22 protein-coding genes are annotated in these 23,012 nt (G+C 70.6%); 8 read left to right on the top strand and 14 right to left on the bottom strand.

Translation table 11 applies throughout. The features are described from left to right. Positions 1–25: 25 nt before the first annotated feature. From ACFVN5_RS14690 to ACFVN5_RS14670, 5 genes are all read right to left on the bottom strand, one after another. Entirely contained in the window at positions 26–949 is a 924-nt protein-coding gene (locus tag ACFVN5_RS14690; RefSeq protein WP_376955977.1) for a hypothetical protein, read from the bottom strand. Positions 950–1,001: 52 nt separating this feature from the next. Beyond that, on the bottom strand, positions 1,002–2,039 hold the full coding sequence (gene rhaS / locus ACFVN5_RS14685) for a rhamnose ABC transporter substrate-binding protein (protein ID WP_376955976.1): 1,038 nt from the start codon (positions 2,037–2,039) through the stop codon (positions 1,002–1,004). Between the two features lie 62 nt (positions 2,040–2,101). Next, entirely contained in the window at positions 2,102–3,157 is a 1,056-nt protein-coding gene (locus ACFVN5_RS14680) for an ABC transporter permease (RefSeq protein ID WP_376955975.1), read from the bottom strand. Continuing rightward, on the bottom strand, positions 3,154–4,176 hold the full coding sequence (locus ACFVN5_RS14675; RefSeq protein WP_376955974.1) for an ABC transporter permease: 1,023 nt from the start codon (positions 4,174–4,176) through the stop codon (positions 3,154–3,156). Before ACFVN5_RS14675 ends, ACFVN5_RS14680 begins: the two co-directional genes overlap by 4 nt. Beyond that, positions 4,173–5,663 (bottom strand): sugar ABC transporter ATP-binding protein, encoded by a 1,491-nt coding sequence (locus ACFVN5_RS14670; RefSeq protein ID WP_376956821.1) that lies wholly within the window; start codon positions 5,661–5,663, stop codon positions 4,173–4,175. The genes ACFVN5_RS14675 and ACFVN5_RS14670 overlap by 4 nt, the downstream gene beginning before the upstream one ends. Positions 5,664–5,831: 168 nt before the next feature. Between ACFVN5_RS14670 and ACFVN5_RS14665 the strand changes: the two genes are divergently transcribed. Then, positions 5,832–6,857, top strand: a complete 1,026-nt coding sequence (locus tag ACFVN5_RS14665; RefSeq protein WP_376955973.1) for a LacI family DNA-binding transcriptional regulator — start codon at positions 5,832–5,834, stop codon at positions 6,855–6,857. Positions 6,858–6,949: 92 nt separating this feature from the next. Here the strand turns inward: ACFVN5_RS14665 and ACFVN5_RS14660 are convergent, their stop codons facing one another. From ACFVN5_RS14660 to ACFVN5_RS14650, 3 genes are all read right to left on the bottom strand, one after another. Then, a complete protein-coding gene (locus ACFVN5_RS14660; RefSeq protein ID WP_376955972.1) occupies positions 6,950–7,894 on the bottom strand; it encodes an NADP-dependent oxidoreductase in 945 nt (314 codons plus the stop codon). 94 nt (positions 7,895–7,988) lie between these two features. Further along, the gene (locus ACFVN5_RS14655) at positions 7,989–9,311 is read right to left on the bottom strand and encodes an LLM class flavin-dependent oxidoreductase (protein WP_376955971.1); all 1,323 of its coding nucleotides are present in this window, start codon (positions 9,309–9,311) and stop codon (positions 7,989–7,991) included. Beyond that, positions 9,308–10,717 (bottom strand): O-acetylhomoserine aminocarboxypropyltransferase/cysteine synthase family protein, encoded by a 1,410-nt coding sequence (locus ACFVN5_RS14650; RefSeq protein WP_376955970.1) that lies wholly within the window; start codon positions 10,715–10,717, stop codon positions 9,308–9,310. The genes ACFVN5_RS14655 and ACFVN5_RS14650 overlap by 4 nt, the downstream gene beginning before the upstream one ends. A gap of 224 nt (positions 10,718–10,941) precedes the next feature. Between ACFVN5_RS14650 and ACFVN5_RS14645 the strand changes: the two genes are divergently transcribed. Beyond that, on the top strand, positions 10,942–11,124 hold the full coding sequence (locus ACFVN5_RS14645; RefSeq protein WP_376955969.1) for a hypothetical protein: 183 nt from the start codon (positions 10,942–10,944) through the stop codon (positions 11,122–11,124). Positions 11,125–11,402: 278 nt separating this feature from the next. Here ACFVN5_RS14645 and ACFVN5_RS14640 read toward each other — a convergent pair whose 3' ends face one another. From ACFVN5_RS14640 to ACFVN5_RS14630, 3 genes are all read right to left on the bottom strand, one after another. Beyond that, positions 11,403–11,897: a bifunctional nuclease family protein gene (locus ACFVN5_RS14640; protein ID WP_376955968.1), complete on the bottom strand. Its 495-nt coding sequence runs from the start codon at positions 11,895–11,897 to the stop codon at positions 11,403–11,405. Positions 11,898–12,030: 133 nt separating this feature from the next. Further along, positions 12,031–14,469 carry a M14 family metallopeptidase gene (locus tag ACFVN5_RS14635; RefSeq protein ID WP_376955967.1) on the bottom strand — a complete coding sequence of 813 codons (2,439 nt, stop codon included), beginning with the start codon at positions 14,467–14,469 and terminating at the stop codon, positions 12,031–12,033. A 461-nt stretch (positions 14,470–14,930) separates the two neighbouring features. Further along, positions 14,931–15,275, bottom strand: a complete 345-nt coding sequence (locus ACFVN5_RS14630) for a hypothetical protein (RefSeq protein WP_376955966.1) — start codon at positions 15,273–15,275, stop codon at positions 14,931–14,933. Positions 15,276–15,362: 87 nt separating this feature from the next. Here ACFVN5_RS14630 and ACFVN5_RS14625 point away from each other — a divergent pair, with 87 nt between their 5' ends. The 5 genes from ACFVN5_RS14625 (at position 15,363) to ACFVN5_RS14605 (ending at position 19,906) form a co-directional block, all read left to right on the top strand. After that, complete coding sequence (locus ACFVN5_RS14625; protein ID WP_376955965.1) at positions 15,363–16,034, top strand: YdeI family protein; 672 nt, start codon at positions 15,363–15,365, stop codon at positions 16,032–16,034. 85 nt (positions 16,035–16,119) lie between these two features. Continuing rightward, positions 16,120–16,881, top strand: a complete 762-nt coding sequence (locus ACFVN5_RS14620; RefSeq protein WP_376955964.1) for a TSUP family transporter — start codon at positions 16,120–16,122, stop codon at positions 16,879–16,881. Positions 16,882–17,027: 146 nt separating this feature from the next. Then, entirely contained in the window at positions 17,028–18,458 is a 1,431-nt protein-coding gene (locus tag ACFVN5_RS14615) for an APC family permease (RefSeq protein WP_376955963.1), read from the top strand. 60 nt (positions 18,459–18,518) lie between these two features. Next, positions 18,519–19,247 (top strand): B3/4 domain-containing protein, encoded by a 729-nt coding sequence (locus ACFVN5_RS14610; protein WP_376955962.1) that lies wholly within the window; start codon positions 18,519–18,521, stop codon positions 19,245–19,247. 77 nt (positions 19,248–19,324) lie between these two features. Beyond that, complete coding sequence (locus ACFVN5_RS14605; protein WP_376955961.1) at positions 19,325–19,906, top strand: dihydrofolate reductase family protein; 582 nt, start codon at positions 19,325–19,327, stop codon at positions 19,904–19,906. A 55-nt stretch (positions 19,907–19,961) separates the two neighbouring features. Here the strand turns inward: ACFVN5_RS14605 and ACFVN5_RS14600 are convergent, their stop codons facing one another. Continuing rightward, the gene (locus ACFVN5_RS14600) at positions 19,962–20,705 is read right to left on the bottom strand and encodes a formylglycine-generating enzyme family protein (protein ID WP_376955960.1); all 744 of its coding nucleotides are present in this window, start codon (positions 20,703–20,705) and stop codon (positions 19,962–19,964) included. Positions 20,706–20,760: 55 nt separating this feature from the next. Here ACFVN5_RS14600 and ACFVN5_RS14595 point away from each other — a divergent pair, with 55 nt between their 5' ends. Then, positions 20,761–21,741 (top strand): methyltransferase family protein, encoded by a 981-nt coding sequence (locus ACFVN5_RS14595; RefSeq protein WP_376955959.1) that lies wholly within the window; start codon positions 20,761–20,763, stop codon positions 21,739–21,741. On the opposite strand, the gene ACFVN5_RS14590 is transcribed toward ACFVN5_RS14595, so the two are convergent. Together ACFVN5_RS14590 and ACFVN5_RS14585 are read right to left on the bottom strand one after the other, a co-directional pair. After that, positions 21,680–22,156, bottom strand: coding sequence for a DNA alkylation repair protein (locus ACFVN5_RS14590; RefSeq protein ID WP_376955958.1), 477 nt, complete (start codon positions 22,154–22,156; stop codon positions 21,680–21,682). The two genes, ACFVN5_RS14595 and ACFVN5_RS14590, sit on opposite strands and share 62 nt — an antisense overlap. Before the next feature lie 3 nt (positions 22,157–22,159). Next, complete coding sequence (locus ACFVN5_RS14585) at positions 22,160–23,011, bottom strand: DUF6999 family protein (protein WP_376955957.1); 852 nt, start codon at positions 23,009–23,011, stop codon at positions 22,160–22,162. Position 23,012: the final 1 nt, after the last annotated feature.

Raw genomic sequence — 23,012 nt, 5'->3', positions numbered from 1 at the left:
CTGCGGGGCATCCGCTCTTCGCAGGTCAGGCCGTCGACTCGTCCGGCCGGTACAGCGGGTAGAGCAGCCGCAGCAGCTCGGCCGTCGCGTCGGCGGGATCGAGTCCGTCGAGGAGTCCGGGCGGCACCGCCATCGGCGGGTAGTGCGCCGGGATCGCCTGCGTGGCGTCGATCGACTCGTGCGTCGCGGTCTCGAGGTCGCTGTGCGCGATGATGCCCTGCCGGTCGAGCCGCAGCCCGTCGGGGTCCAGCTGGAGGATCGGCAGCGAACCGGATGCCTCGTGCATGGCCTCGGGCTGGAACAGCAGCGGAAGCCCGTGGCGCTCGGCGAAGTCCACGGCCTCCTCGAGGTCGACGATCTCGACCTGCCCGCTCTCGTTCATCGACGTGCCGGCGACCCAGTCGACGCCCCCGGCCCACATCGCCGCGATGAGGTCGGATGCCCCCCGCATCCGCAGCGGGTCGAAGACCTGCACCCAGCGGCGACCGTCCACCTCGGAGACGAGGTGCTCGGGGATGGCGATCCCGGGCGCCGCGGGCGCTCGCACCGCCACCATGGCGCCCAGCGACTCGGCGAACCACGACTCCCCGGTGAGGCGGCGCACCTCGGGCGGCAGCGAGGCGACGTCGATGAGCTCGAGGAGCCGTCCGGGCCGGGCGGCGACGGCGAGCGGCTTGTGCCCGCGCGCCGCGCCCTTGATCGACATGATCTCGTCGGCCACGCCGGCGTGGCTTCCGTCGACCAGGAGCCCGAACACCGTGCCGAAGTGCGTGCCGACCACCCCGCCGGCCCGGATCACGTCGACGGCCTCCGCCAGCGCCTCGGTGTCGTCGTACGAGCAGATCTCCATGCGTCCCACCCCCACGACGATCATGGCGGAGTCGGCCCGAGCGGGGAAGACGCACGAGACGGGGAAGACGCGGAAGAGCGGATGCCCCGTGCGAGGCATCCGCTCTTCCCTGGTGCGGCCGGACGGAGGACCCGGCCGTGACGACGTCGGCTTAGAAGTCGAAGTCGCCGATGTTGTCGGCGTCGAAGACGTACGGGTCGCCGAGCAGGACGGTGCCGTCGGCGCCGACCTCGTAGTCGCCGAGCTTGCCGGCCTCGAACGAGTCGCCTTCCTCACCGGTGATCGTGCCCTCGATGAGCGCCTTCGCTGCGTACGCGGTCAGGTAGCCCAGGTCGGCCGGGTTCCACAGCGCGAACGCGGTGACCGTGCCGTCCTCGACGTACTCGCGCATCTGGTTCGGGGTGCCCAGGCCGGTCAGTGCGACCTTGCCCTTGTACTCCGAGGTCGACAGGTACCGGGCCGCGGCCGCGATGCCGACCGTGGTGGGCGAGATGATGCCCTTCAGGTTCGGGTGCGTCTGCAGCAGCGCCGCGGTCTTGTCGAACGAGGTCTGGTCGTCGTCGTCGCCGTAGACCGTGTCGACCAGGGTGATGTTCGGGTGGTTCTCGAGTTCCTTCTTCATGAGCTCGATCCACGCGTTCTGGTTCGTCGCGTTCGCCGACGCCGAGAGGATCGCGATCTCGCCCGCGTCGCCGATCTGGTCGGCGATCAGGTCGATCTGCACCTTCGCGATGCCCTCCGCGGTGGCCTGGTTGATGAACAGGTCACGGCACTCGGGGTTCGTGTCGGAGTCGAACGTGACCACCTTCACGCCCGCGTCGCGTGCCTCGTTCAATGCGTCGCAGATCGCCTCGGGGTCGTTCGCGGACACCGCGATCGCGCCCACGCCCTGCTGGGTCAGCGTGTTGATGTAGGACACCTGCGAGTCGGGGGTCGCTTCCGCGGGGCCGACCTCGGCGAACGTGCCGCCGAACTCGTCGATCGCCTCCTTCGCACCCGCCGACGACGTGTCGAAGTACGGGTTGCCCAGGTTCTTCGGCAGGAACGTGATCGCCAGGTTGTCGCTGCCGCCACCCTCCGTGCCCCCGGTGCCACCACTGCCCGAATCCACCGCGCAGCCGGCCAGGACCAGCGCCGCGGCCGCGGCGAGCGCCGTCAGCGCGCCCGCACGCCGCTTGTTGTGAAACATCGTTGTTCTTCCCTTCATCGGATGAGGGCGATGGTGATCGCCTCGACAGTCGCGCAGCCCGGTCACCCTGCTGTGGAGGCCTCGACGCGCGGTGTTCCCCCTGGTGCTCGCCGCCGCTTTCGCAGCCAGGCCAGGAAGCTGGAGGTCACCACCGAGAGCACGAGCAGCACGCCGGTGATGATGTTGATGACGTCGGAGGTGACGTTCGCGAGGCGCAGCGCGCTCGCGAGCACCCCGATGAGGAGCACGCCGGCGATCACGCCGTGGATCGCGCCACGGCCGCCGAAGATCGACACGCCGCCGAGCAGCACCGCGGCGATGACCTGCAGCTCGAGGCCGGTCGCGTTGTCGCCGCGCGCGCTGCCGTAGCGGAGCGTGTAGTAGATGCCCGCGAGCGCCGAGATGGTGCCCGAGAGCATGAACAGGATGAACTTCGTCCGCTCGACGCGCACGCCCGAGAACCGCGCCGCCTCGCTCGCGAGGCCGATGGCGTAGATGCCGCGGCCGAAGGGCGTGAAGTGCAGCAGCACCACGAACACCACGAGGAGCACGAGGAAGAGGAACAGCACGACCGGGATGTTCGAACCACCCACGCGCGCCTTGGCGAGGTCGGTCCAGAACTCGGGGAAGTCGGTGATCGCGGTGGTGCCGAGCAGGCCCACGGCGAGACCGCGGTAGAGCGCGAGGGTACCGATCGTGACCGCCAGCGATGGCAGGCCGACCACGGTGATGAGGAAGCCGTTGATCGCGCCGCCGATCGCACCGGCGACGATCGCCAGCACGGCGGCGAGCTCGAACGGCACGCCGGCCTGCGTCATCACGCCGGTCAGCACGCTGGCGAGGCCCGCGATGCTCGCGACCGAGAGGTCGATCTCGCCCGTGATGATGATGAGCGTCATCGGCAGTGCGATGAGCAGGATCGGCATCACGTCGAGGAGCAGGAACGTGAGCGTGATCGGCTGGCTGAACCCGCGCACCGTGGGGATCGCGATGAGCGCCACGATGAGCAGCAGCGCGATGATCGCCATCTCGCGGGTCAGCAGCACGCGCTGCCACAGGGGGCGGTCGTAGTCGCGGTAGGTGCGCACGGCCGCGTCGGTGGTGGTGGTCGCGGTCATTCGCCTTCCTCCCTGGCTTCGAGGAGCTTCCGTTTCTGCCGGATCGCGAGGACGCGGTCGAGCACGATGGCGCCGATGATCAGGGCGCCGACGACCGCGCGCTGCCAGAAGTCGGGGATGCCGAGGATCGGGAGGGCGCGGTTGATGGTGAGCAGCAGTACGGCGCCGATCGCGGCGCCCCACACGGTGCCGCTGCCGCCGAAGATCGCGACGCCGCCGATGACCGCGGCGCCGACCGCGTCGAGCTCCCAGCCCGATCCGGCCTGCGAGCTGATCGTGCCGTAACGGGCGGCGTAGAGCACGCCGCCGAGTCCGGCGAGGGCGCCCGAGAGCACGAACGCGGTGAGCAGGCGCCGGGTGACGCGCAGGCCGTAGAGCTCGGCCGCCGACGGGTCGGATCCGATCGCGTAGAACTCGCGCCCGCCGCGGGTGTTCTTCATGAGCCAGCCCGCGACCGCGAGCACGACGAGGGCGATGATCGTGAGGATCGGGATGAACAGGATCTGCCCCGTGCCGAGCGCGAGGAAGTCGCGCGGCAGGTCGGACGCGTTGATGCGGTCGCCGCCGGTCCAGAGCACGTTGATGCCGCGGTAGGCGTACAGCGTGCCCAGCGTGATGACGAGCGACGGCACCTTCGCGAACGCGACGAGCGCGCCGTTCACGAGTCCGAGCAGCCCGCCGAAGATGATCACGATGACGAACACCGCGACGATCGGGATGCCCTCGAGGTCGATGAACAGGCGCCCGCACAGGTAGGCCGACAGGCCGAGCACCGAGCCGACCGAGAGGTCGACGTTGCGGGTGATGATGACGATCGCCTGGCCGACCGCGAGGAGCACGAGGATCGACGGGGTCAGGAGCAGGTCGCGCCATCCGTCGGTGCTGAACAGGAAGTTCGGGTTCGCGATCGTCGCGGCGATGATGACGAGCAGCAGCGCGATGAGGATTCCGAACTCGCGGGCGGCGCCGACGGCGCGCAGGCGCTTCGTGACGTCGGACTTCTCGATCGTGGCGGTCACGAGTGGGCTCCCTGGGCGTGGGTCGCGGCGAACATCACGTTCTCGCTGGTGGCGTCGGCGCGATCGATCTCGGCGGTGATGCGGCCCTCGCGCATGACGAGGACGCGGTCGGCCATGCCGAGCACCTCGGGCAGCTCCGACGAGATCATGAGGATGCCGATGCCGCGTCCGGCGAGCTCGGAGAGCAGCCGGTGCACCTCGGCCTTCGTGCCGACGTCGATGCCGCGGGTCGGCTCGTCGACGATGAGCACGCGCGGCTCGGTCGCGAGCCACTTGCCGAGCACGACCTTCTGCTGGTTGCCGCCGGAGAGGGTCGCGGCGACCGTCGAGAGGGCGTTCGTCTTCACTTCGAGGCGGCTGGCCCACACCTTCGCGGCGCGGTTCTCGAAGCCCGACGTGATGATGCCGGCCTTCGCGAGCTGGTTGCGGATCGCGAGGGTGATGTTGCGAGCCACGGATGACTCGAGCACGAGTCCCTGCTTGCGGCGGTCCTCGGGCACCAGCGCGATGCCCTGCAGCATGGCGCGTGCCGGGTCGCCCTTCTTCACCGGGCGTCCTTCGAGCAAGACCGAGCCGGAGTCGTAGCCGTCGACGCCGAACACGGCGCGGGCGACCTCGCTGCGGCCGGCGCCGACGAGGCCGGCGAGCCCGACGATCTCGCCCGCGCGCACCGTGAACGAGATGTCGTGGAACACGCCCGCGCTCGACAGGCCCTCGACCTCGAGCAGCGGCTCGCCGATCTCGGCCTCGATCTTCGGGAACAGGTCGGTGACGTCGCGGCCGACCATCTGCCGCACGAGCTCGTCGGCGGTGATCTCGGCGATCGGCGTCGTCGCGATGTAGGAGCCGTCGCGCATGACCGTGACGGTGTCGCAGAGGTCGAACACCTCGTCGAACCGGTGCGAGATGAACAGCAGCGCCCGGCCCTCGTCGCGCAGGCTGCGGGCGATCGCGAAGAGCCGGTCGACCTCGACGCCCGACAGCGCCGCGGTCGGCTCGTCCATGATCAGCACGCGCGCGTCGAGCGACACGGCCTTCGCGATCTCGATGACCTGCTGGTCGGCGATCGACAGGCCCTCGGCCGGACGGTCGGGGTCGATCCGCACGCCGAGGCGCTGGAACAGCGACTCGACCTCGCGGCGCATGGCCTTGCGGTCGATGCGGCCGAACCGGCCCACCGGCTGGCGGCCCATGAAGACGTTCTCGGTGACCGACAGGTCGGGGAACAGCGTCGGCTCCTGGTAGATCACGGCGATACCCGCGGCCTTCGACTGGGCGGTCGACGTGAAGTCGACCTCCTCGCCGTTCAGGCGGAACTCGCCCGCGTCACGGCGATACAGCCCGGCCACGATCTTGACCAGCGTGGACTTGCCGGCGCCGTTCTCGCCGATGAGTGCGTGGATGGAGCCGGACTGCATGCGCAGGCTCCCGGAGCGAAGTGCGACGACGGCGCCGAACGACTTGACGACCCGGGAGAGCTCCAGCATGGGGGCCGCTGCGGCCGGCGGGATGTCCGTCTGCACGAGTTCCTCCTCGTCGAGGGTGAATTTGGATCTGAATCGATTCAGGGGCGATTCAGGGCTACTCTATGGACGGACGGGTGATCGGTCAAGTCACCCGTGACATCGGTGCAACATCGACGACGAGGAGCACGAATGCCACCGGCCAGCATCCGCGATGTGGCGCAGCACGCCGGGGTGTCGGTCGGCACGGTCTCCAACGTGCTGAACCGCCCCGACGAGGTGTCGGCGGAGTCGATCGCCCGCGTGAACCGCGCGATCGAGGCCCTCGGCTACGTGCGCAACGACGCGGCGCGCAAGCTCAGGGCGGGGGTCTCGACGACCGTCGGGTTCGTCGTGCTCAACGGCCAGAACCCGTTCTTCAACGACGTCGTGCGCGGCGCGGAAGACGAGGCGTCACGCCACAACATCGCGATCCTCTACGGCAACACCGACGAGGACGTCTCCCGCGAGAAGCTCTACCTCGACCTGTTCGAGGAGCAGCAGGTGCGCGGCGTGCTCATCTCGCCGTACGGCGACATCCTCCCCCGGCTCGAGCGGCTCCGCTCGCGCGGCATCGCGGCCGTGCTCGTCGACCGGTTCGGCGGCAGCAGCCGGTTCAGCTCGGTGTCGGTCGACTCGGTCGCCGGCGGTCGCATGGCCGTCGAGCACCTCATCGAGACCGGGCGTCGCCGCATCGCGTTCGTCGGCGGACCGTTCGACATCCGCCAGGTCAACGACCGCCTGGCAGGCGCACGCGTCGCCGCCGAGAACGCGGAGCACGTCGAGCTCGAGGTCGTCGCGACCGCGGCCATGACGGTCGACGAGGGAGCGGCGGCGGGCGCCCGCATCGTCTCGCGCCCGCGCCACGAGTGGCCCGACGCGCTCTTCGCCGCGAACGACCTCATCGCGCTCGGCCTGCTGCAGTCGCTGGTCGTCGGCGGGCGGATGCTGGTGCCCGACGAGATCGCGATCATCGGGTTCGACGACATCGCGTTCGCGGGCGCGGCGGCCGTGCCGCTCTCGTCGATGCGCCAGCCGAGCGGCATGATCGGCCGCACCGCCCTGCGCATCCTCCTCGAGGAGACCGCCGACCCCGAGCACATCCCCCGTCAGACCGTGTTCCAGCCCGAGCTGGTGGTGCGCCGGTCGACCGACCCGGCACCGCGCCGCGTGCACTGAACGACGACGGATGCCGCGGGGCATCCGCGCCCGACGACGTTCACGAGCCCGGTACGGCGAGCCGAACGCGCGTCGACGGATGCCGCACCGGCTCAGACGAGGATGACGAGCTTGCCGCGCACGTGCCCGGCCTCGCTGACGCGCTGCGCCTCCGCCGCCTCGTCGAGTCCGAACGTGCGGCTGACCTCGAGCTCGAACCGGCCCTCGGCGGCGAGCTGCGCGACGAGGCCCGTCGCCTCGTCGCGCCAGTGCTGCTCCTCGTCGCTGAGCGGCACGGCGCTGCCGCCCGCGTAGGCATGGATGCCCCACCTCGGCGCGTCGGCGCCGCGCACGACGGTCGCGATGCGGTCGCGGTCGGCGACGAGCTCGACCGAAGCATCGAGCGCCTCGTCGGTGCCCGCGGCGTCGAGCGCGACCGTGACGCCCTCGGGCGCGACGGCGCGCACCCGGTCGACGAGGCCCAGGCCGTACGCCACGGGCACGGCGCCGAGCTCGCGCAGCCGTTCGTGGTTCGGCTCGCTCGCAGTGGCGATGACGCGAGCACCGTCGGCGACCGCGAACTGGATCGCCGCCTGGCCGACCCCGCCTGCGCCGCCGTGCACGAGCAGCGTGTCGCCCGGGCCCACGCCGAGCGATCGGATCGCCTGGTACGCCGTGCCGGCGGGCACGCCGATGCTCGCCGCCTCGGCCCAGCCGAGCGCAGGGGGCTTGGGCACGAGCCGTCCGGCGGGGACCACGACCTGCGTCGCGTACGCGCCGCGCGCGCTGCGCACGATGACCTCGTCGCCCACCCGCACCCCGTCGACGCCCGAGCCGACCGCCTCGACGACGCCCGCGGCATCCGACCCCGGACGCACCGCGCGACCACCCGTGCCGTTGCCGCGGGCCCCCGACCGGAGCTTCCAGTCGATCGGGTTCACGCCTGCGGCGCGCACCGCGACGACCACCTCCCCCTCGCCGGGCACGGCGTCGGGCACGTCCTCGAGGTGCAGCACCTCGGGTCCGCCGATCTCGCGGTAGACGACTGCTCTGGCCATGGTGTCCTCTCGGGTCGGTCCCCCTCCAGCCTCTCGCATCCCGGGAGCAGCGTCGGCGAGTGTTGCGGATATGGTCCGCGGGCGACCGTCTGGGCTAGAAGTCCTGCAGGTTCCCCTGGATGCCGCCGGCGGCATACTCGTCGCGCAGCACCCCGCGGCGACGGAGGATCGGCACGAGCTCGTCGAGGTAGCGGTGCACCGTGACGGGGTGCAGGTCGCCCGAGAAGATGAAGCCGTCGTTGTCGGCCTCCTCACCGAACTCCTCGATGAAGTCGGCGACCTGCTCGGCGGTGCCGACGAATCCGGCGCGGTCGGCGATGCGCCCCTTGCGGGCCTTCGCGACGAGAAGTTCGCGCAGCGTGGCATCCGCGAAGGTCGGCGCCGTCTTGCCGAGCAGGCCCTTGATGCTGCCCTGCGACACGTGCTCGCCGAAGATCGACGGGTCGAGCGGCCGGTCGAGCGGCAGCCCGGTGAGGTCGGTCTCGAGGTCGCTCGACTGGCCCTCGAGGATCGCGGCGAGCACCTCATCGCTCGGCTCGAGGGAGGCGCGCACCACGCGCTCGACCTCCTCCTCGCTCGCGACGATCTCGGGCTTGAACACGAACAGCGTCTTGACCGCGTTCGTCGGGCGGCCCGCTGCGAGCGCCGCGTCGACGATCCGCTGCCGGTACGCGCGCACCACGTCGAGGTCGAGCGGCGCGTACGCGAGCTGCACGTCGGAGTGCGTGCCCGCGAACGCCAGGCCCTTCGGTGAGCCGCCGGGCGAGACGATCGCCGGATCGCCGTCGGTGAACGGGATCGCGTTGAGCGGCCCCGGCACGTCGAAGTACTCCCCGGTGAACCGGGTCTCGCGCAGCTTCGAGCCGTCGGCGAACCGCCATGTCTCGGTGTCCTCGACGAGCGCGCCGTCGTCCCAGCTGTGCCAGAGTCCACGCACGGCGGTGAGCCATTCGCTCGCCCGGTCGTAGGCCTGGTCGTGCGACACGGGCGGCTGCCCGGTGTGGCGCGTCGACGAGACATCCGTCACGACGTTGATGCCCACGCGGTGCCCGCTCAGATGGTGCAGCGACGCGAACTGGCGCGCGGCCAGGTACGGCGGCCAGATGCCCGCGTTCACCGTGGGCGCGATGCCGATGTGCTCGGTCGCGCCGAGCAGGTACGGCGTCAGCGCGACCGGGTCGTGCTTCGGCCCGCCGTAGGCCTTGCGCACGCGCAGCTCGATCGTCTCGGGCGTGCCGAGCGACGGACCGTCCTCGATGATCACGAGGTCGAGGCCAGCCTGCTCGAGCTCGCGCACCGACTGCTGGTAGAGCTTCGGCTCGGTCCAGCGGTAGTTCCAGCGGTGGTACGGATGCCCCCAGCCCTGCGGCCCGAAGCCGCGCGAGAAGAACCAGCCGAAGTGCTGCATGCGGGTCATCGAGTGCTCCCCTCGAGAACGGATGCCGCGGGCGCGAGCACGGATGCGGCGGCATCCGCTGCCTCGTCGACGTCGCCGACCGCGGCGGACGCCACCGCTGCAGCGCGAAGCGCGCCGAACGCCCGCTCGAGGTCGCGCACGAGGTCCTCGGGCTCCTCGAGCCCGATCGAGAGCCGCAGCAGGCCTGCGGAGATGCGGCCGCGCGCGCGGGTCTCGACGTCGAGATGCGCGTGCGTGGTGGTGGCGGGGTGCAGGATGAGCGACCGGGTGTCGCCGATGTGGCTCATGCGGCTGAAGAGCTCGACCGCGTCGTGGAAGCGGGCGGCGGATGCCTCGCCTCCGGCGAGCACGAACGACAGCACGGCGCCCTGGCCGCGCGGCAGGTAGCGGCGGGCGAGCTCGTACGACGGGCTCGAGGCCAGGCCGGCGTAGTCGACGCGCAGCACCTCGGGCTGCTGCTCGAGCCACGCGGCGATCGCCGCCGCCGTGGACGACTGGCGCTGCACCCGCAGCGAGAGCGTCTCGGTGCCCTGCTGGATCAGGAAGGCGTTGAACGGCGACAGCACGGGACCGAGGAGCGCCGAGGTCACGCCGCGCACGTAGGCGGTGAACGCCGCGGAGCCGTGCGCCTCGAGATAGCTGCGACCCTGCAGGCCCGTGTCGGGCTCGTTGAGGTGCGGGTACGCGTCGGGCCGGGCCGACCAGTCGAACGTGCCCGCGTCGACGATGGCGCCCCCGAGCGCGGCGCCGTGGCCCGAGAGGAACTTGCTCGCGGAGTGCACGACGAGGTCGGCGCCGTGCTTCGCGGGGCGCACGAGGTAGGGCGTCGCGAGCGTGTTGTCGACGATGAACGGCACCCCGGCCGCCTGGGCGACGCTCGCGATGCCCGCGAGGTCGGCGACCTCGTTCGTCGGGTTCGCGATGGACTCGGCGTAGACCGCCCGGGTGTTCGGCCGGATCCGCCGTCGCCAGTCGTCGAGGTCGGCCGCCTCGTCGACGAACTCGACCTCGATGCCGAGCCGGTCGAACCCCTGCGTGAACAGGCTGCGCGTGCCCGAGTAGATGCTCTGCGCCGAGAGCACGTGGTCGCCGGCCCGCGCCACCGAGAGGATCGCGATCGTGAGCGCGGCCTGTCCGCTGGCCACCACGACGGCGTCGCGCCCGCGTTCGAGCTGCGCGAGCTTGCGCTCGAGGGCGGCATTCGTCGGGTTGCCCGCCCGTGTGTAGACGTACCCGGCCTCATCGCCCGCGAACCGGTCGCGCGCCTGGTCGAAGTCGTCGAACCGGAATCCGGCGCTCAGGTAGATGGGCGTGATGCGCGCGCCGAACGCGCCGTCGGCGAGCTCGCCGCCGTGCACCTGGCGGGTGGCGAACCCGACCTCGTCGGGCGCATCTGGGAAGGACATGCGGCTCATCATGCGGTCCGGCTCCCGATCCGCCCAATGCGTCGCGACGTCCGGCGTCACCGACGGTCACGATCGGTAACGCGGATGCCGCGGCATCCGTCGGCCCTGATAACGCCATGTTTCGACGCTCGGTCACGCGGCGTCATCGACGATGCGGCGCGGCATCCGCCCGGTTACCGTGGCTGCCCATCGCGTTCGCTCGACCGACCCCGTGGAGGTGCCCCATGACCGACCTGCTGCACTGGTACGCCCGCGCGCACGGCCCGCGCGCCTACCGCGTGGTGCGTGCCGCACTCGACGGCGAGCACGACACGGCCCGGCCTGATGCCGCAGCCGAACCCTCGGAGGTCGGCGCCACCGTCGTCGCGGAGGCGCGCGACCCGGCGGAGCTCACCGCCGGGGCGTGAGCGACGGCGCCGTCGAACTGCCTGCTGGCGCATCGAGCCCGCGTCTGTCAAGTCCCTGCGCGCCAATCGTCCCGGTGCGTAGTCTTCCGGGACACCGGCGATGCACCCGCCGGAGCGCCTGCACGGAGGAGGGTCGACGTGGACCTGCTGTTCGACATGATGACGGGGGTCGGCCTCGCGGCGATCGCCGCCCTGCTGCTCTTCTTCTACCTCGCGCTGTCGCGCGAGCCGCGGGACCGTCGACGCGGACGCCACGCGGCGGGACCCGCCCACTGGTCTCAGCCCTGGAAGTCCTCGGGGTCCACGTCGTCGAGGAACCGCTTGAACTCGTCGACCTTGGCGTCGTCGGTGCGTGGATCGGCCAGCTCCGCCGGGATCCCCGCCTCATCGAGCACGCGCTCGGCCACGTAGAGCGGCGCCTCGCTGCGCAGCGTCAGCGCGATGGCGTCCGACGGGCGGGCGTCGAGCACGAGCGTGCCCGAGGGCGTCGCCAGGGTGATCTCGGCGTAGAACGTCCCGTCCTCGATGCGGGTCACCTCGACGCGCTCGATGCGGGCGCCGAGCGTCTCGAGGAAGGTCGTCATGAGGTCGTGGGTCAGCGGCCGAGGCGCCTGCTCGCCCTCGAGCGCGAGCAGGATCGAGGTGGCCTCCTGGGAGCCGATCCAGATCGGCAGCACCCGGCGCGCGTTCGGGTCCTCGAGCAGCGGCTTCAGCAGCACGATGTGCTGGCGCGCGGCATCTAGCGCGACGCCGAGGACGCGGACCTGGACCATCGTGCCCCTCCCCTCGATGACCGGGGCGTGACACTGCCATCGTACGTCCCGCGACGGGCTCCCGGCGGGGACGAACGACCGCGGCCGCGGCATCCCGGGGGCATGCCGCGGCCGCAGCCGATTCAGTGGCGGATCACTTCGGAGCGGTCACCGTCGTCTTGTTGAAGTTCTTGCCGCTCCCGTCGGGGCGGTAGTTCTTCTCGACGTTCCCGGCGGAATCCACCGAGAACCAGTTGACCGTGGTGCCCGCGGGCACCGTGACCACCTCGGCACCCTCGCGGATGCCGGCCGTGCCGTAGAGCGTCGACTCGTAGGTCGGCTTCGAGCCGTCGAGGGTGTAGAACACCGCCGCCGACTCGGAGACCTCGAACGTCAGGTCGACCATGCCGGCCTGGGCGCTCGCCGTGACCTTCACGGTGCTCGTCGGGCGCTGCGAGTCCTTGTCGAAGTCGTACGCCACGCGCATGAGCTCGATGAGCCCGTTGGCGAACTCCTGCGACTCGGCGTGCGCCGAGGCACCGTTCGGGTCGTCGCTCTCGAACGGCGGCTGGAACTGCGTGCCGACCTCGAAGTTCCACGCGTAGATCCCGTACTTGTACCAGAGCATGTCACCGGAGTTGCCGGCCGCCGAGTACAGCACGTCGGAGATCGGGCCCGTCCGGGCCGGCGTCACCGACATGCCGCGGTACCGCTTGATCTCGGTCAGGATCCGCGACGAGGCGCCCCAGAAGTACGACTCCTCCTCGAGCGTCGGGCGCGGCGAGGAGCCGCGGTCCGGCGTCGTGTAGGCGCCCGGCGACCACATGAAGTAGTTGCCCGAGCTGTGCAGGTTCATCGCGAACTTGATGTTCGGGTTCGCGCCCGCGATCCAGTCGATGTTCGCGCTCTCGGGCTCGCTCAGCTCCGCCGGACCCGCGTACGTGCCGCTGGTGCACGACGAGGAGGCGCCGCTGTAGCCGTCGAACAGGCTGTAGGTGTCGTAGTTGCGGTTGTTGTCGACGCCCCAGCTCGTGCGAGACAGGAAGTCGGCGCTGCCCGAGCGCTCGCAGTGGTTGGTCATGTTCTTGCGCTGCGACGCGAAGTCGTAGAACGAGTAGTGACCACCATCGGGGTTGACGGACGGGACGATCCAGATGTCGAGGTTGTTCACCAGCTTCTTCGTCGACGCGTCCTGCGCGTAGTTGCGCAGCAGGCGCTCGGCCGACTCGACCGCCACGAGCGGCGGGACCCACTCGCGTGCGTGCTCCTGCGCGTAGGCCAGCACGCCGGGCTTCGAGCCGTCGCGCGTCTTGCCGATCCGGATCGCGTACACCGGCTGCGGGTCGCGCGACACCGAGGCGGGTGCCGAGAGTCCGTCGGTGAGCGCGGCCGAGCCCGCGGCAACGACACCGGTGCCCGTGTTGCCACGGTAGGTGTAGGCGACCACCAGCGCGGATGCCGCGGGCGACGCGTTGATCGCCGCCACGACCTGCGCCGCGGTGCTCGTCGCGGTGCCACCGGCGTTCGTGCCCAGGGAGACCGCGATGGCGGACCCGTTGACCGAGACCGACAGGGGCGAGTTGGCGGTGCCGGGCGAGGTCAGCGCGAGGGTGATGTCTTTGCCGCCCTCGTGGCCCCAGGCCTTCGAGTCGATCGCGACGCGGCTCGCGTTCGCGGTGCCGAGCACGGCCTGCGCGTGACGCCGGTAGCCGTTGGTCGGGTTCGGGAGCTCGACGATCTCGGAGATCTCGGGGAACTCCGCCGCCAGCGCCTTGACCCGGTCGTAGAGCTCGGTCGGCGTGAGGTACGAGGTGATGAAGTCGGTCTGGTAGTTCGGACCCCAGGCTGCCTCGCCCTCGATCGGGAGCCAGTCGTTCACCTTGGCGGTGGCGACGTCGCCGGTCGGGCCGGTGATGCTCACGGTGTCGGGCCGGGTGGTCACCGTCGACGCACCGCGGTGGTAGAGGTAGACGCCGGCGTCGACGAAGCGGCTGATGTTCTGCGTGCCGCCTGATCCCATCGGAGTGCCCGGGCCGCTGTCGCGCTGGACCGTCAGCTGGGCGGAGTTCGTCTGGCCGTCGGCCCACTTCGCCTCGACCGACAGGTAGCCGACGCCGAACTGCGTGTAGTAGTCGGCGCGGATGATCTTGACGTCCGCGGCGTCGGCGGCGGCCGCGGCGGCGAACTGCTGGTTCTCCGCGACGGCGGCGGCGATCGTCGCGTCGCGCTCGGCGAGCACCGCCTCGGTGTCGTCCTCGTCGTGCAGGGTGACGCCGACCGAGAAGCCCCGGGCGCGCAGGGCGTCGGCCTCGCCGTCGCTGATCACGGCGTGGGCCGTGATGGTCCCGTCGGGGTTCAGGTGCGCGGCGTGGTCGAGGTCGACGCCGGTGTCGACCAGGCGGTCGAGCTCGGTGTTGTCGGCCAAGGTGACCTCGACGACGCTGACCTCCTCGTCGGCGTCGCGGGTCAGTTCGGGCGGCGGCTCGGAACCGGCAGCCGCGCCGATCGGCGTCATCGTGGTGAGCGTGAGGCCGAGCAGTGCGGCGACGACCGCCGACCCCCCGATCGCTCTCTGCTTTCTCAACGTGTACATCAGGCATTCCCTCCTCGTTGCGGTGGCGCTGTCGTGCAGTCGAGCCGGAGTCGTACCGAGGGGGTGATGCAGGGGAGGCGTCACTCCGACGAGCGCCGGCGCCTCTTCGGGTGAGTCGGGCCGATGCTTGCGGTTCTGTCTAACGGATCGCGACTTGGAGCGTCAATAGTTGCGGATCTGACGGTCTGGATTGCGCAGTGTGCAATCTTGCGTCGGTCGCTCGGCGGAAGACGACCACAGTCCCCCGAAAGGCGGACCCGGAATCGGAGAAGCATCTCCGCTCTGCAAGCGCTGCCGGATGCCGCGGATTCCCGCGCTTTCCGGCCCCGACCGGGCCTCATCACGCACACTCCGAACGGCACATGCGTGCAACGTGACATCTCACTTGTAACCGGTTTCCAGTCGCTATCAACGCGCAAGAAATCGCCGCCGCTCGTCAGGGCGGATCGAAGCGTCGGCGGTCAGTACTCCTCGGGCCAGTGGTCGCCGTCGGCGTCGAATCCACCCGACACGCGAGGCGTGGGTGCGACCCGATGGGTGAGCCGGCCGATCCGGCGACGCATGTCGGCCACGACGAAGTCGTTGTCGGGCGGCTCGATCGTGGCGTTCGTCGTCTCCGCGGCGATGACCACGCCGGGGTCGAGCACGAAGCTCACCTCGACCTCGTTCCCGTCGTCGCCGATCGCGCGCACCGTCACCTGGTCGGCACGGCCTCGGTCCGCCAGTGCGGTGGCGTACTCGAGCACCGCACGCGCGGCATCGTCGCCGATGAACAGGGACTTGCCTGCCACGGTGAGGTGCATCATGCGACCAACCTACGGACGGAGTGGCGGATGCCGTCAGGGGGTTGACCGATTCACGTTCCCGTCGGTGGCTGCTGGCAGACTCGTCGCATGGCCACGAGCATCGGCACTCCCGGCGGTTCGAACGAACGACCCGCCGTGTTCTTCACCGGGCCCGAGGAGTTCCGCGCCTGGCTCGAGGCCAACCACGCCACCGAGACCGAGCTGTGGATGGGCCTCAACAAGCGGCACGTGCCCGATCGGGGCCTCACCTGGGAGCAGGCCGTGCCCGAGGCGCTGTGCTTCGGCTGGATCGACTCGGTCTCGCAGCGCATCGACGACGACGCGAGGCGCCAGCGCTGGACCCCGCGCAAGTCGGGCAGCAACTGGTCGGCCGTGAACATCGCGCTCGTCGAGCGACTCACCGCCGAGGGCCGCATGCATCCGGCCGGCGTCGCGGCGTTCGAGCGTCGGCGCGACGACCGCTCGGGCGTGTACTCGTTCGAGAACCCCGCGCAAGACCTCCCGCCGGCGTTCGCCGAGCAGCTCGCAGCGGATGCCGCGGCGTCGGCGTTCTGGGAGGCGGCGACGCCGACCTACCGCCGCCTGGTCGTGCACTGGATCCTCACCGCCAAGCAGGAGGCCACGCGCGAGCGACGGCTCGCGCAGCTCATCGACGACAGCGCGGCCGGGCGACTCGTTCCGTCGCAGCGCTACGGCGAGGTGCCGAAGTGGGTCGAGCGGGCGGCCGAAGCGGCCCGCGCCGCGGCATCCGACGCCTGAACCGACGCGACGACCCGACGAGCGTCGATGACGCCGGCGCGTCATCCTGATCGGACCGACGGCGTCGCCGTACGAGGATGGCATGGTGCCCGCCTTGCCCGCCTTCACCCCGCTCGAGTGGCTGCTGCTCGCGGTCGCCGCCCTCGCGGTCGGCGCGTCGAAGAGCGGAATGCCCGCGTTCGGGCCGATCCCGGCGGCACTCTTCGCGACCGTCCTGCCCGCCAAGGCGTCGACGGGCGCGGTCCTCGGGCTCCTGCTCGTCGGCGACCTCATCGCCGTCCGGATGTACCACGCCCACGCCGACTGGACGATCCTCCGCCGGCTCATCCCCTCGGTCGTCGTGGGCGTGCTGCTCGGCGTCGTCGTGCTCTGGTACGCGGATGACGCGGCCGTGCGCCGGATCATCGGCGCGACGCTCGTCCTGCTCGTGGTGGTCCGCGTGACCTTCCTGCTCCGCGAGCGCCGCAGCGCGACGGAGCCACGGCCCGTGCCGACGGGACTGGCCTACGTGTTCGGCCCGCTCGGCGGGTTCACGACCATGATCGCGAACGCCGCCGGACCCGTGATGACGCTCTACTTCGTGGCGTCGCGCCTCCCGGTGCAGGCCATCCTCGGCACCGCCGCCTGGTTCTTCCTGCTCGTGAACGCCTTCAAGGTGCCGTTCTCGATCGGGCTCGGGCTCATGACGTGGCAGTCGCTCCTGCTGAACCTCGTGCTGGTGCCGGCGTTGATCCTGGGCGCCCTCGGCGGTCGAGCCGTCGCGCGCCGGATCTCCCCCGTCTGGTTCGAGCGCATCGTGCTGGTGCTCACGCTGTCGTCGGGGATCTTCCTGCTCGTGCGCGCGTAGCCACGGGGCCGCTCAACGCCCGACGGGCAGCCCGCTTGGACACGGTGGCGGATCGCGGAGTTCGAGATCGCCGCCATGGACATGCCTCGCGCACGTCGGCTGGCGTAATGTCACCTCGCTCGACAATGGCGACGACAGGATCCACGATGACCACAACCGCAGCACGGACTGCCAACCCCACGAAGCTTCGGCGTTCCCTCGGCCTCTGGGCCATCGTGGCCCTCGGCCTCGGGTACATGACGCCCATGACGGTGTTCGACACGTTCGGCTACGTCTCGGAGGAGAGCGGCGGCGTGGTGCCGCTCGCCTACCTCTTCGCCCTGGTCGTGATGCTGTTCACGGCCATCAGCTACGGGCGGATGACGCGAGTCTACCCCTCGGCCGGATCGGCGTACACGTACGCCTCCGAGACCATCCACCCGAACGTCGGCTTCCTCGTCGGCTGGACGGCCCTCCTCGACTACCTCCTGCTGCCGCTCGTGAACGCACTGCTCGTGCGCCAGTACTTCGAGTCATTCTTCCCCGACGTGCCGGGCTGGATCTGGGTCTTCGGCTACGTCGCCTTGATCACGCTGCTCAACCTCTGGAGCATCTCGTCGACCTCGCGCGTGAACGCGACGCTGCTCGTGTTCCAGGTCGTGCTCATCGCGGTCTTCGTGATGCTCGCCTGGGGTGCGCTGTCGCAGGGCGCCGGCAACGGCACGGCGTTCAGCCTCGAGCCGCTGTACCACGCCAACACGCAGATCGCGACGGTCATCAGCGCGGCCACGATCGTGTGCTTCTCGTTCATCGGCTTCGACGCGATCACGATGTACACCGAGGAGGCGAAGGACGCGCACACCGTGCCGAAGGCGATCGTGCTCGCCCTGGTGATCGGCGGCGTGATCTTCTTCACCGCAGCGTGGTTCGCGCAGTCGCTCTTCCCGTCGACCGAGGGCTTCACCGAGGGCACCGCGCTGCCCGAGATCGCGTACTCGGTCGGCGGCATGGTCTTCCAGATCTTCTTCGTCTCGGCGGCGGTCGCAGCTGCGGCGGCGTCGAGCCTCGCGTCGCACGCGAGCGTCTCGCGCATGATCTACGTGATGGGCCGCAACGGCACCGGCCCGATCGCGCGGCGCCTGTCGTACGTGCATCCGAAGTTCCGCACGCCGGCGGTCGCGGTGGTGCTCGTGGGCATCGTGTCGCTCGGCGCGGCCATCGCCGACCTCGACTTCGTGTTCTCGATGATCAACTTCGGCGCGCTCATCGCGTTCACCGTCGTCAACCTGTCGGTCATCCTCCACTTCGCGATCCGCCGTCGCGAGGCGAAGACGCTGTGGCAGGTCGTGCGCAACATCGTGCTGCCGGTGATCGGCGTCGTGCTCACGGTCGTGCTCTGGCTCAACGTGAGCAGCGAGGCCATGACCTACGGCCTGATCTGGCTTTCGATCGGCTTCGTCGCGCTGCTCGTGATGACCCGACTGTTCCGACGCCGCCTGCGCCTGTCGCTGCAGGAGGACGAGGTCATCGCCGAGGGCGACGAGGGCGAGGACGCGCTGCTCGACGAGGATCGGCAGCGCCTGGACGCCGAGAAGTAGCCCGCTCGCGGAGCGCACCGCCGGTGACACGGACTCCTCGACGGAGGAGGATGTCACGGGATGGACGCACTGCATGACGCGCTGTCGGGGGCGCAGGTCGAACCGGCCGTGTTCGGCCTGCGCCCCGACTATCGGGCGCTCCTGATCGCCGTCGACGGACTCGAGCCGGGCTCGAGCGACGGCACGAGCGCCGCGCTCATCGAGTCCGCCGAGGCATCCGCTCGGGCTGCGCTGGCGAAGGGCCCCGTCGAGGACCTGCCCCACGTCGCCGCGTGGCGCGACGCCTACCGCGCGTTCGGCGCGAAGCCGCAGCGTACGCGCAACAGCCTCGAGGCCCTGCTGCGCCGCGCAGCGAGCGGCCTGCCTCGGGTGAACCCGCTCACCGACCTCTACAACGCGGTGTCCGTGCTGCACCAGGTACCGCTCGGGGGCGAGGACCTCTCGCGCTATCAGGGTCCGCCGCGACTGCTCCGGGCGAGCGGCGCCGAGCCGTTCGACACGGTGGTCGACGGGGCCGAGCTGGTCGAGCATCCCGAGGTCGGCGAGGTCGTCTGGTGCGACGATGCAGGCGTGACGTGCCGACGCTGGAACTGGCGTCAGGCCCGTCGAACGCAGCTCACCGAGCACACGACGACCGCCGTGTTCATCCTCGACGCGCTGGACCCGATGTCCGACGACGAGCTGGCCGCGACGGCCGACGAGCTCGTCGCACACCTCGCGCACCTGGGGCCGTCGGTGACGAGCGCGCGTCGGCTGATTCGCGCCGGCGACGCGGAGCGTCACGACTGAACATCCTCGCGCTGTCGATCCAGCCCCTTCCCCGTTCGACGCAGCAGTGAGCGAACGTTTCGAGAAAGGAGCTCATCATGGGGACGGTCATCTTCGACATCAGCATGTCGCTCGACGGGTTCATCGCGGCGAGCGGCATGACGCCCGAGGTCGGCATGGGGGTCGACGGCGAGGTGCTGCACGACTGGGCGCTCGACGGCGGCGAGCGCGACCGCGAACTGCTCGAGCAGGCCGGCGAGCGGCTGGGCGCCGTCATCGCCGGCCGTCGCACGTACGACAATTCCATCAGGTGGTGGGGAGCCGACGGCCCGACCGGCCCGGCCCGGATCCCCCTGTTCGTCGTGAGCCACGACACGCCCGCCGACGTTCCCGAGGACGGCGTCTACACGTTCGTCGGCGACACCCGCTCGGCGCTCGACGCCGCACGCGCGACGGCCGGCGACCAGGACGTCGGCATCATGGGCGGCGCCGACATCGCCCGGCAGTACCTGGCCGAGGGCGTCGTCGACGAGATCTCGATCCACCTGGTGCCCGTGCTCTTCGGCAGCGGCACGCCCCTCTTCGGCGATGGCTGGCTCGAGCGGCACGTGCGGCTCGAGGGGCCCGTCGTGATCGACACGGATGCCGCGACGCACCTGCGCTATCGCGTCGTGAAGTAGCGTCGCGGCGCGGCGTGCCCGCGGCCGCGACCCGCGGCCCGTCGTCGACGCCAGGTCAGCGCCGGGGCGTCCACCCGAACGGCGTCGGACCGTCGAGGTCGGCGCGCTCGAGGTCCGCCTGCGCCGACCAGCCCTGCGCGGCATCCGTCGCGTCGAAGCCGCCGCGCGCCACGCGGAACCCGACGTCCTCGTGGTGCATGCGCGGCGCTCCCCCGCGCCGGGTCGATGCCCGCACGCTCCACGCGTCGTCGGCGAACCCGCCGCCGCGGAAGACCCGGTAGTCGTCGTACCGCACGGGGTCGAGCAGGTCCCAGCACCACTCCCAGACGTTGCCGAGCGTGTCGAAGAGCCCGTTGAGGTTCGGATGCTTCCCGCCGACGTCCTGCGGCGATGTCACGCCGTCGGCGCTCGTCCAGGCCACCTCGGCGAGCGGGCCGTAGTGCGGAGCCGTCGACCCCGCGCGGCACGCGAACTCCCACTCGGCCTCGGTCGGCAGGCGGTACCCGTCGGCGTCGACGTGCCAGGTCACGTCCTCGCCGTCGAACGTGTACACGGGGTCGAGCCCCTCCCACTCGGATGCCGCGTTGCAGAACCTGATCGCCCGCAGCCAGCTCACGTCGGTCGCGGGCCGCCGCGGATGCGACGCCGTCTCCCCCAGCAGCTCGCCGAGCTGCGCCTGCGTCACCGGATAGACGCCGAGCTCGAACGGCTCGAGCTCGACGGTCCACCGCACCTTGCGGCGCGCGTCGTGGAGCCCCACGGTGCCGCCCGCGATGCGGGCGAGCTCGATGTCCTCCACCGGTGCAGTCTCGCACGCGGCGTCCGGAGCCGACGGCCGATGCTATGTTGCCGACATGTGGGCCCGCCTGTACTTCGCCGCGCAGGCCCTCGCCGGCAGCGCGTGGTGGATCGCCGTGTTCGCCGTTCCCTTCGTGCGTGAGGCGACGTTGGGAAGCCTCGACCCGATGATCATGGCGGCGCTCGACATTCCGCTGTTCGTGCTGGCGTCGGCGGTGGCCGCAGTGGGGCTTCGCACTGCCGCCATGGTGACCACCGGATGGACGATCATCGTCACAGCGGGCATAGCGGTATACGCCACCGTGACGACGGAGGCGGGCTGGGGTGCCCTCCTCATGATGGCGGCGGCCGGCGGCTCATTGGCCGCACTGTCACTGATGCTGCTGGGACGGCTGCCCACCGAGTGGATCGTCGCCCGCGGCCCGTTCGCATTCCGACCCGCCTCCGCGCGGGCCGGCGCGACCCGCCATGTGATCGCCACCGCGGTCGAGATCCTGATCTTCTGGGGCGTCTTCCTCGCCGTGATCCCGTTCACGATCGCCTTCGTCGAGGAGCAATGGAGCCTCGCCATCCCGTTCCCGAGCGCAACGAGAACGGTCGGCCTCGTGGTGTTCCTGCTCGCGAGCGGGCTGGGACTGTGGGCTGCCGCGACGATGTCGACGATCGGTGCCGGCACCCCGCTGCCCTCGGCGATGCCGAACCGTCTCGTCATCGCCGGTCCGTACCGGTTCGTCCGGAATCCGATGGCCGTCTCCGGCATCGTCCAGGGCATCGCCGTCGGGTTGATGCTTCCGTCGTGGCTCGTGATCGTGTACGCCGTCGCCGGGTCGCTCGTGTGGAACTTCGCCGTCCGACCGCTCGAGGAAGCGGACCTCGAGGCACGATTCGGCGACGAGTTCCGGCGCTACCGCGCCTCGGTGCGATGCTGGTGGCCGCGATTCGATGTCGGCGGCGCAATATCCGCCCGGACGAACCTCAGAGCAACGCGGCCGCCCGCCGCAGGTTCGGATCGGGATCGGTCGCCCATCGCTCGATGATCCTGCGTGCGCGCTCCGCCTCCGCGCCCTCGAGCCGATCGAGCAGCGGACGCACCACGTCAGCGGCGAGCGGATCCACGAGCTCGCCGACGCGGGCATCGCGCAGGAACTGCTCGATTCGCGTGAGGTCGTTGCCCCGCAGTATCCGCACCTGCCCCTGGAGCAGGACGATCGCGGCGAGCCGACGCTCGTAGACCGGCTCCTCCCAGAGCTCCGCGGCGAGCGCCGTGACCTCGTCGTGCGTCAGGCCCGGATGCCGCCGGCCCGCGTCGCGCACCGTGCCGCGGATCGCCCCGACCGACGCCCCGTAGAACCGCAGCCCGCCGCCGATCCGCTCCGCGTCCGCCTCCGCCCGGAACTCCGAGCCCTCGAACCGGAGCGTGCGGTCGATGAACTCGGCGGCGGGAGAGGGCACGTGTCAGTCGAACTCGACGTCGGTGTCGCGGGGATACGCGCCGCCGGCGAGCTTCACGAGGTGGGCATGGGCGTACTCGCAGACGAGCGCGTGCCGGTAGACCATGCGCGGCACGTCGACGTTGGAGTCCATCCAGAGACTCATGCCCGCGTTCTTCCAGTGCCGGAACGTGTCGTCGTCGGTGACGAGGGCGAGGATCTCGAGGAACGAGTCGTCGAACCGGATCGAGTGCACCGCGCGGCGGTACTCCTCGACCGTCAGCGCCATCGAGAACGGGATGTTCATGAAGCAGAGGGCGGTCTGGATGTCGAGGCGGAGGGTGCGTCGGCGCCAGCGCTCGGCGTCGAGCGGCGGGATGTCGAGCTGCGCGAAGTCGAGCGTCTCGGGCCGGGTCAGCGGCACGGCGTCGAGCGCGATCAGCACGTCGTAGACGTTGACGTCGTGTTCGACGACGGCCTGGTCGCCGAGCCCGGAGAGGGTCTCGGGACGCAGCGTCACCGGCTCCATCGCGACGGGCGTGTTGCGGATGATGAAGTTGACGAGGTTGGTCTCGACGACGAAGTGCCGGATGAGCAGCTCGACGGCGTCGGGCGAGACGAATCGCCGCAGGAACCACACGCACAGCACGTCCATCGTGTGCAGCGGCATCCACCGGAACGGCAGGACGCGCTTGACGATCGAGATGAGTGCGACGAGGATCCGCGACACGATGCGCGCGATCGGGTAGAGCCACCGCCGTGAGCGGCGCCGCTGGTCGTCGATGATGAGTCGCACGAGTGCGCGGTCGAGTGGCACCGAGGGGTCGGCGTACACCGCCTCCCACATGCTCGGATCGGAGCGGACGAACTCCGCCATG

Origin of the sequence: Agromyces sp. NPDC057865 (genome assembly GCF_042796995.1) — a bacterium.
Classification (GTDB): domain Bacteria; phylum Actinomycetota; class Actinomycetes; order Actinomycetales; family Microbacteriaceae; genus Agromyces.
This window is presented reverse-complemented; position numbering and strand designations above follow the sequence as displayed.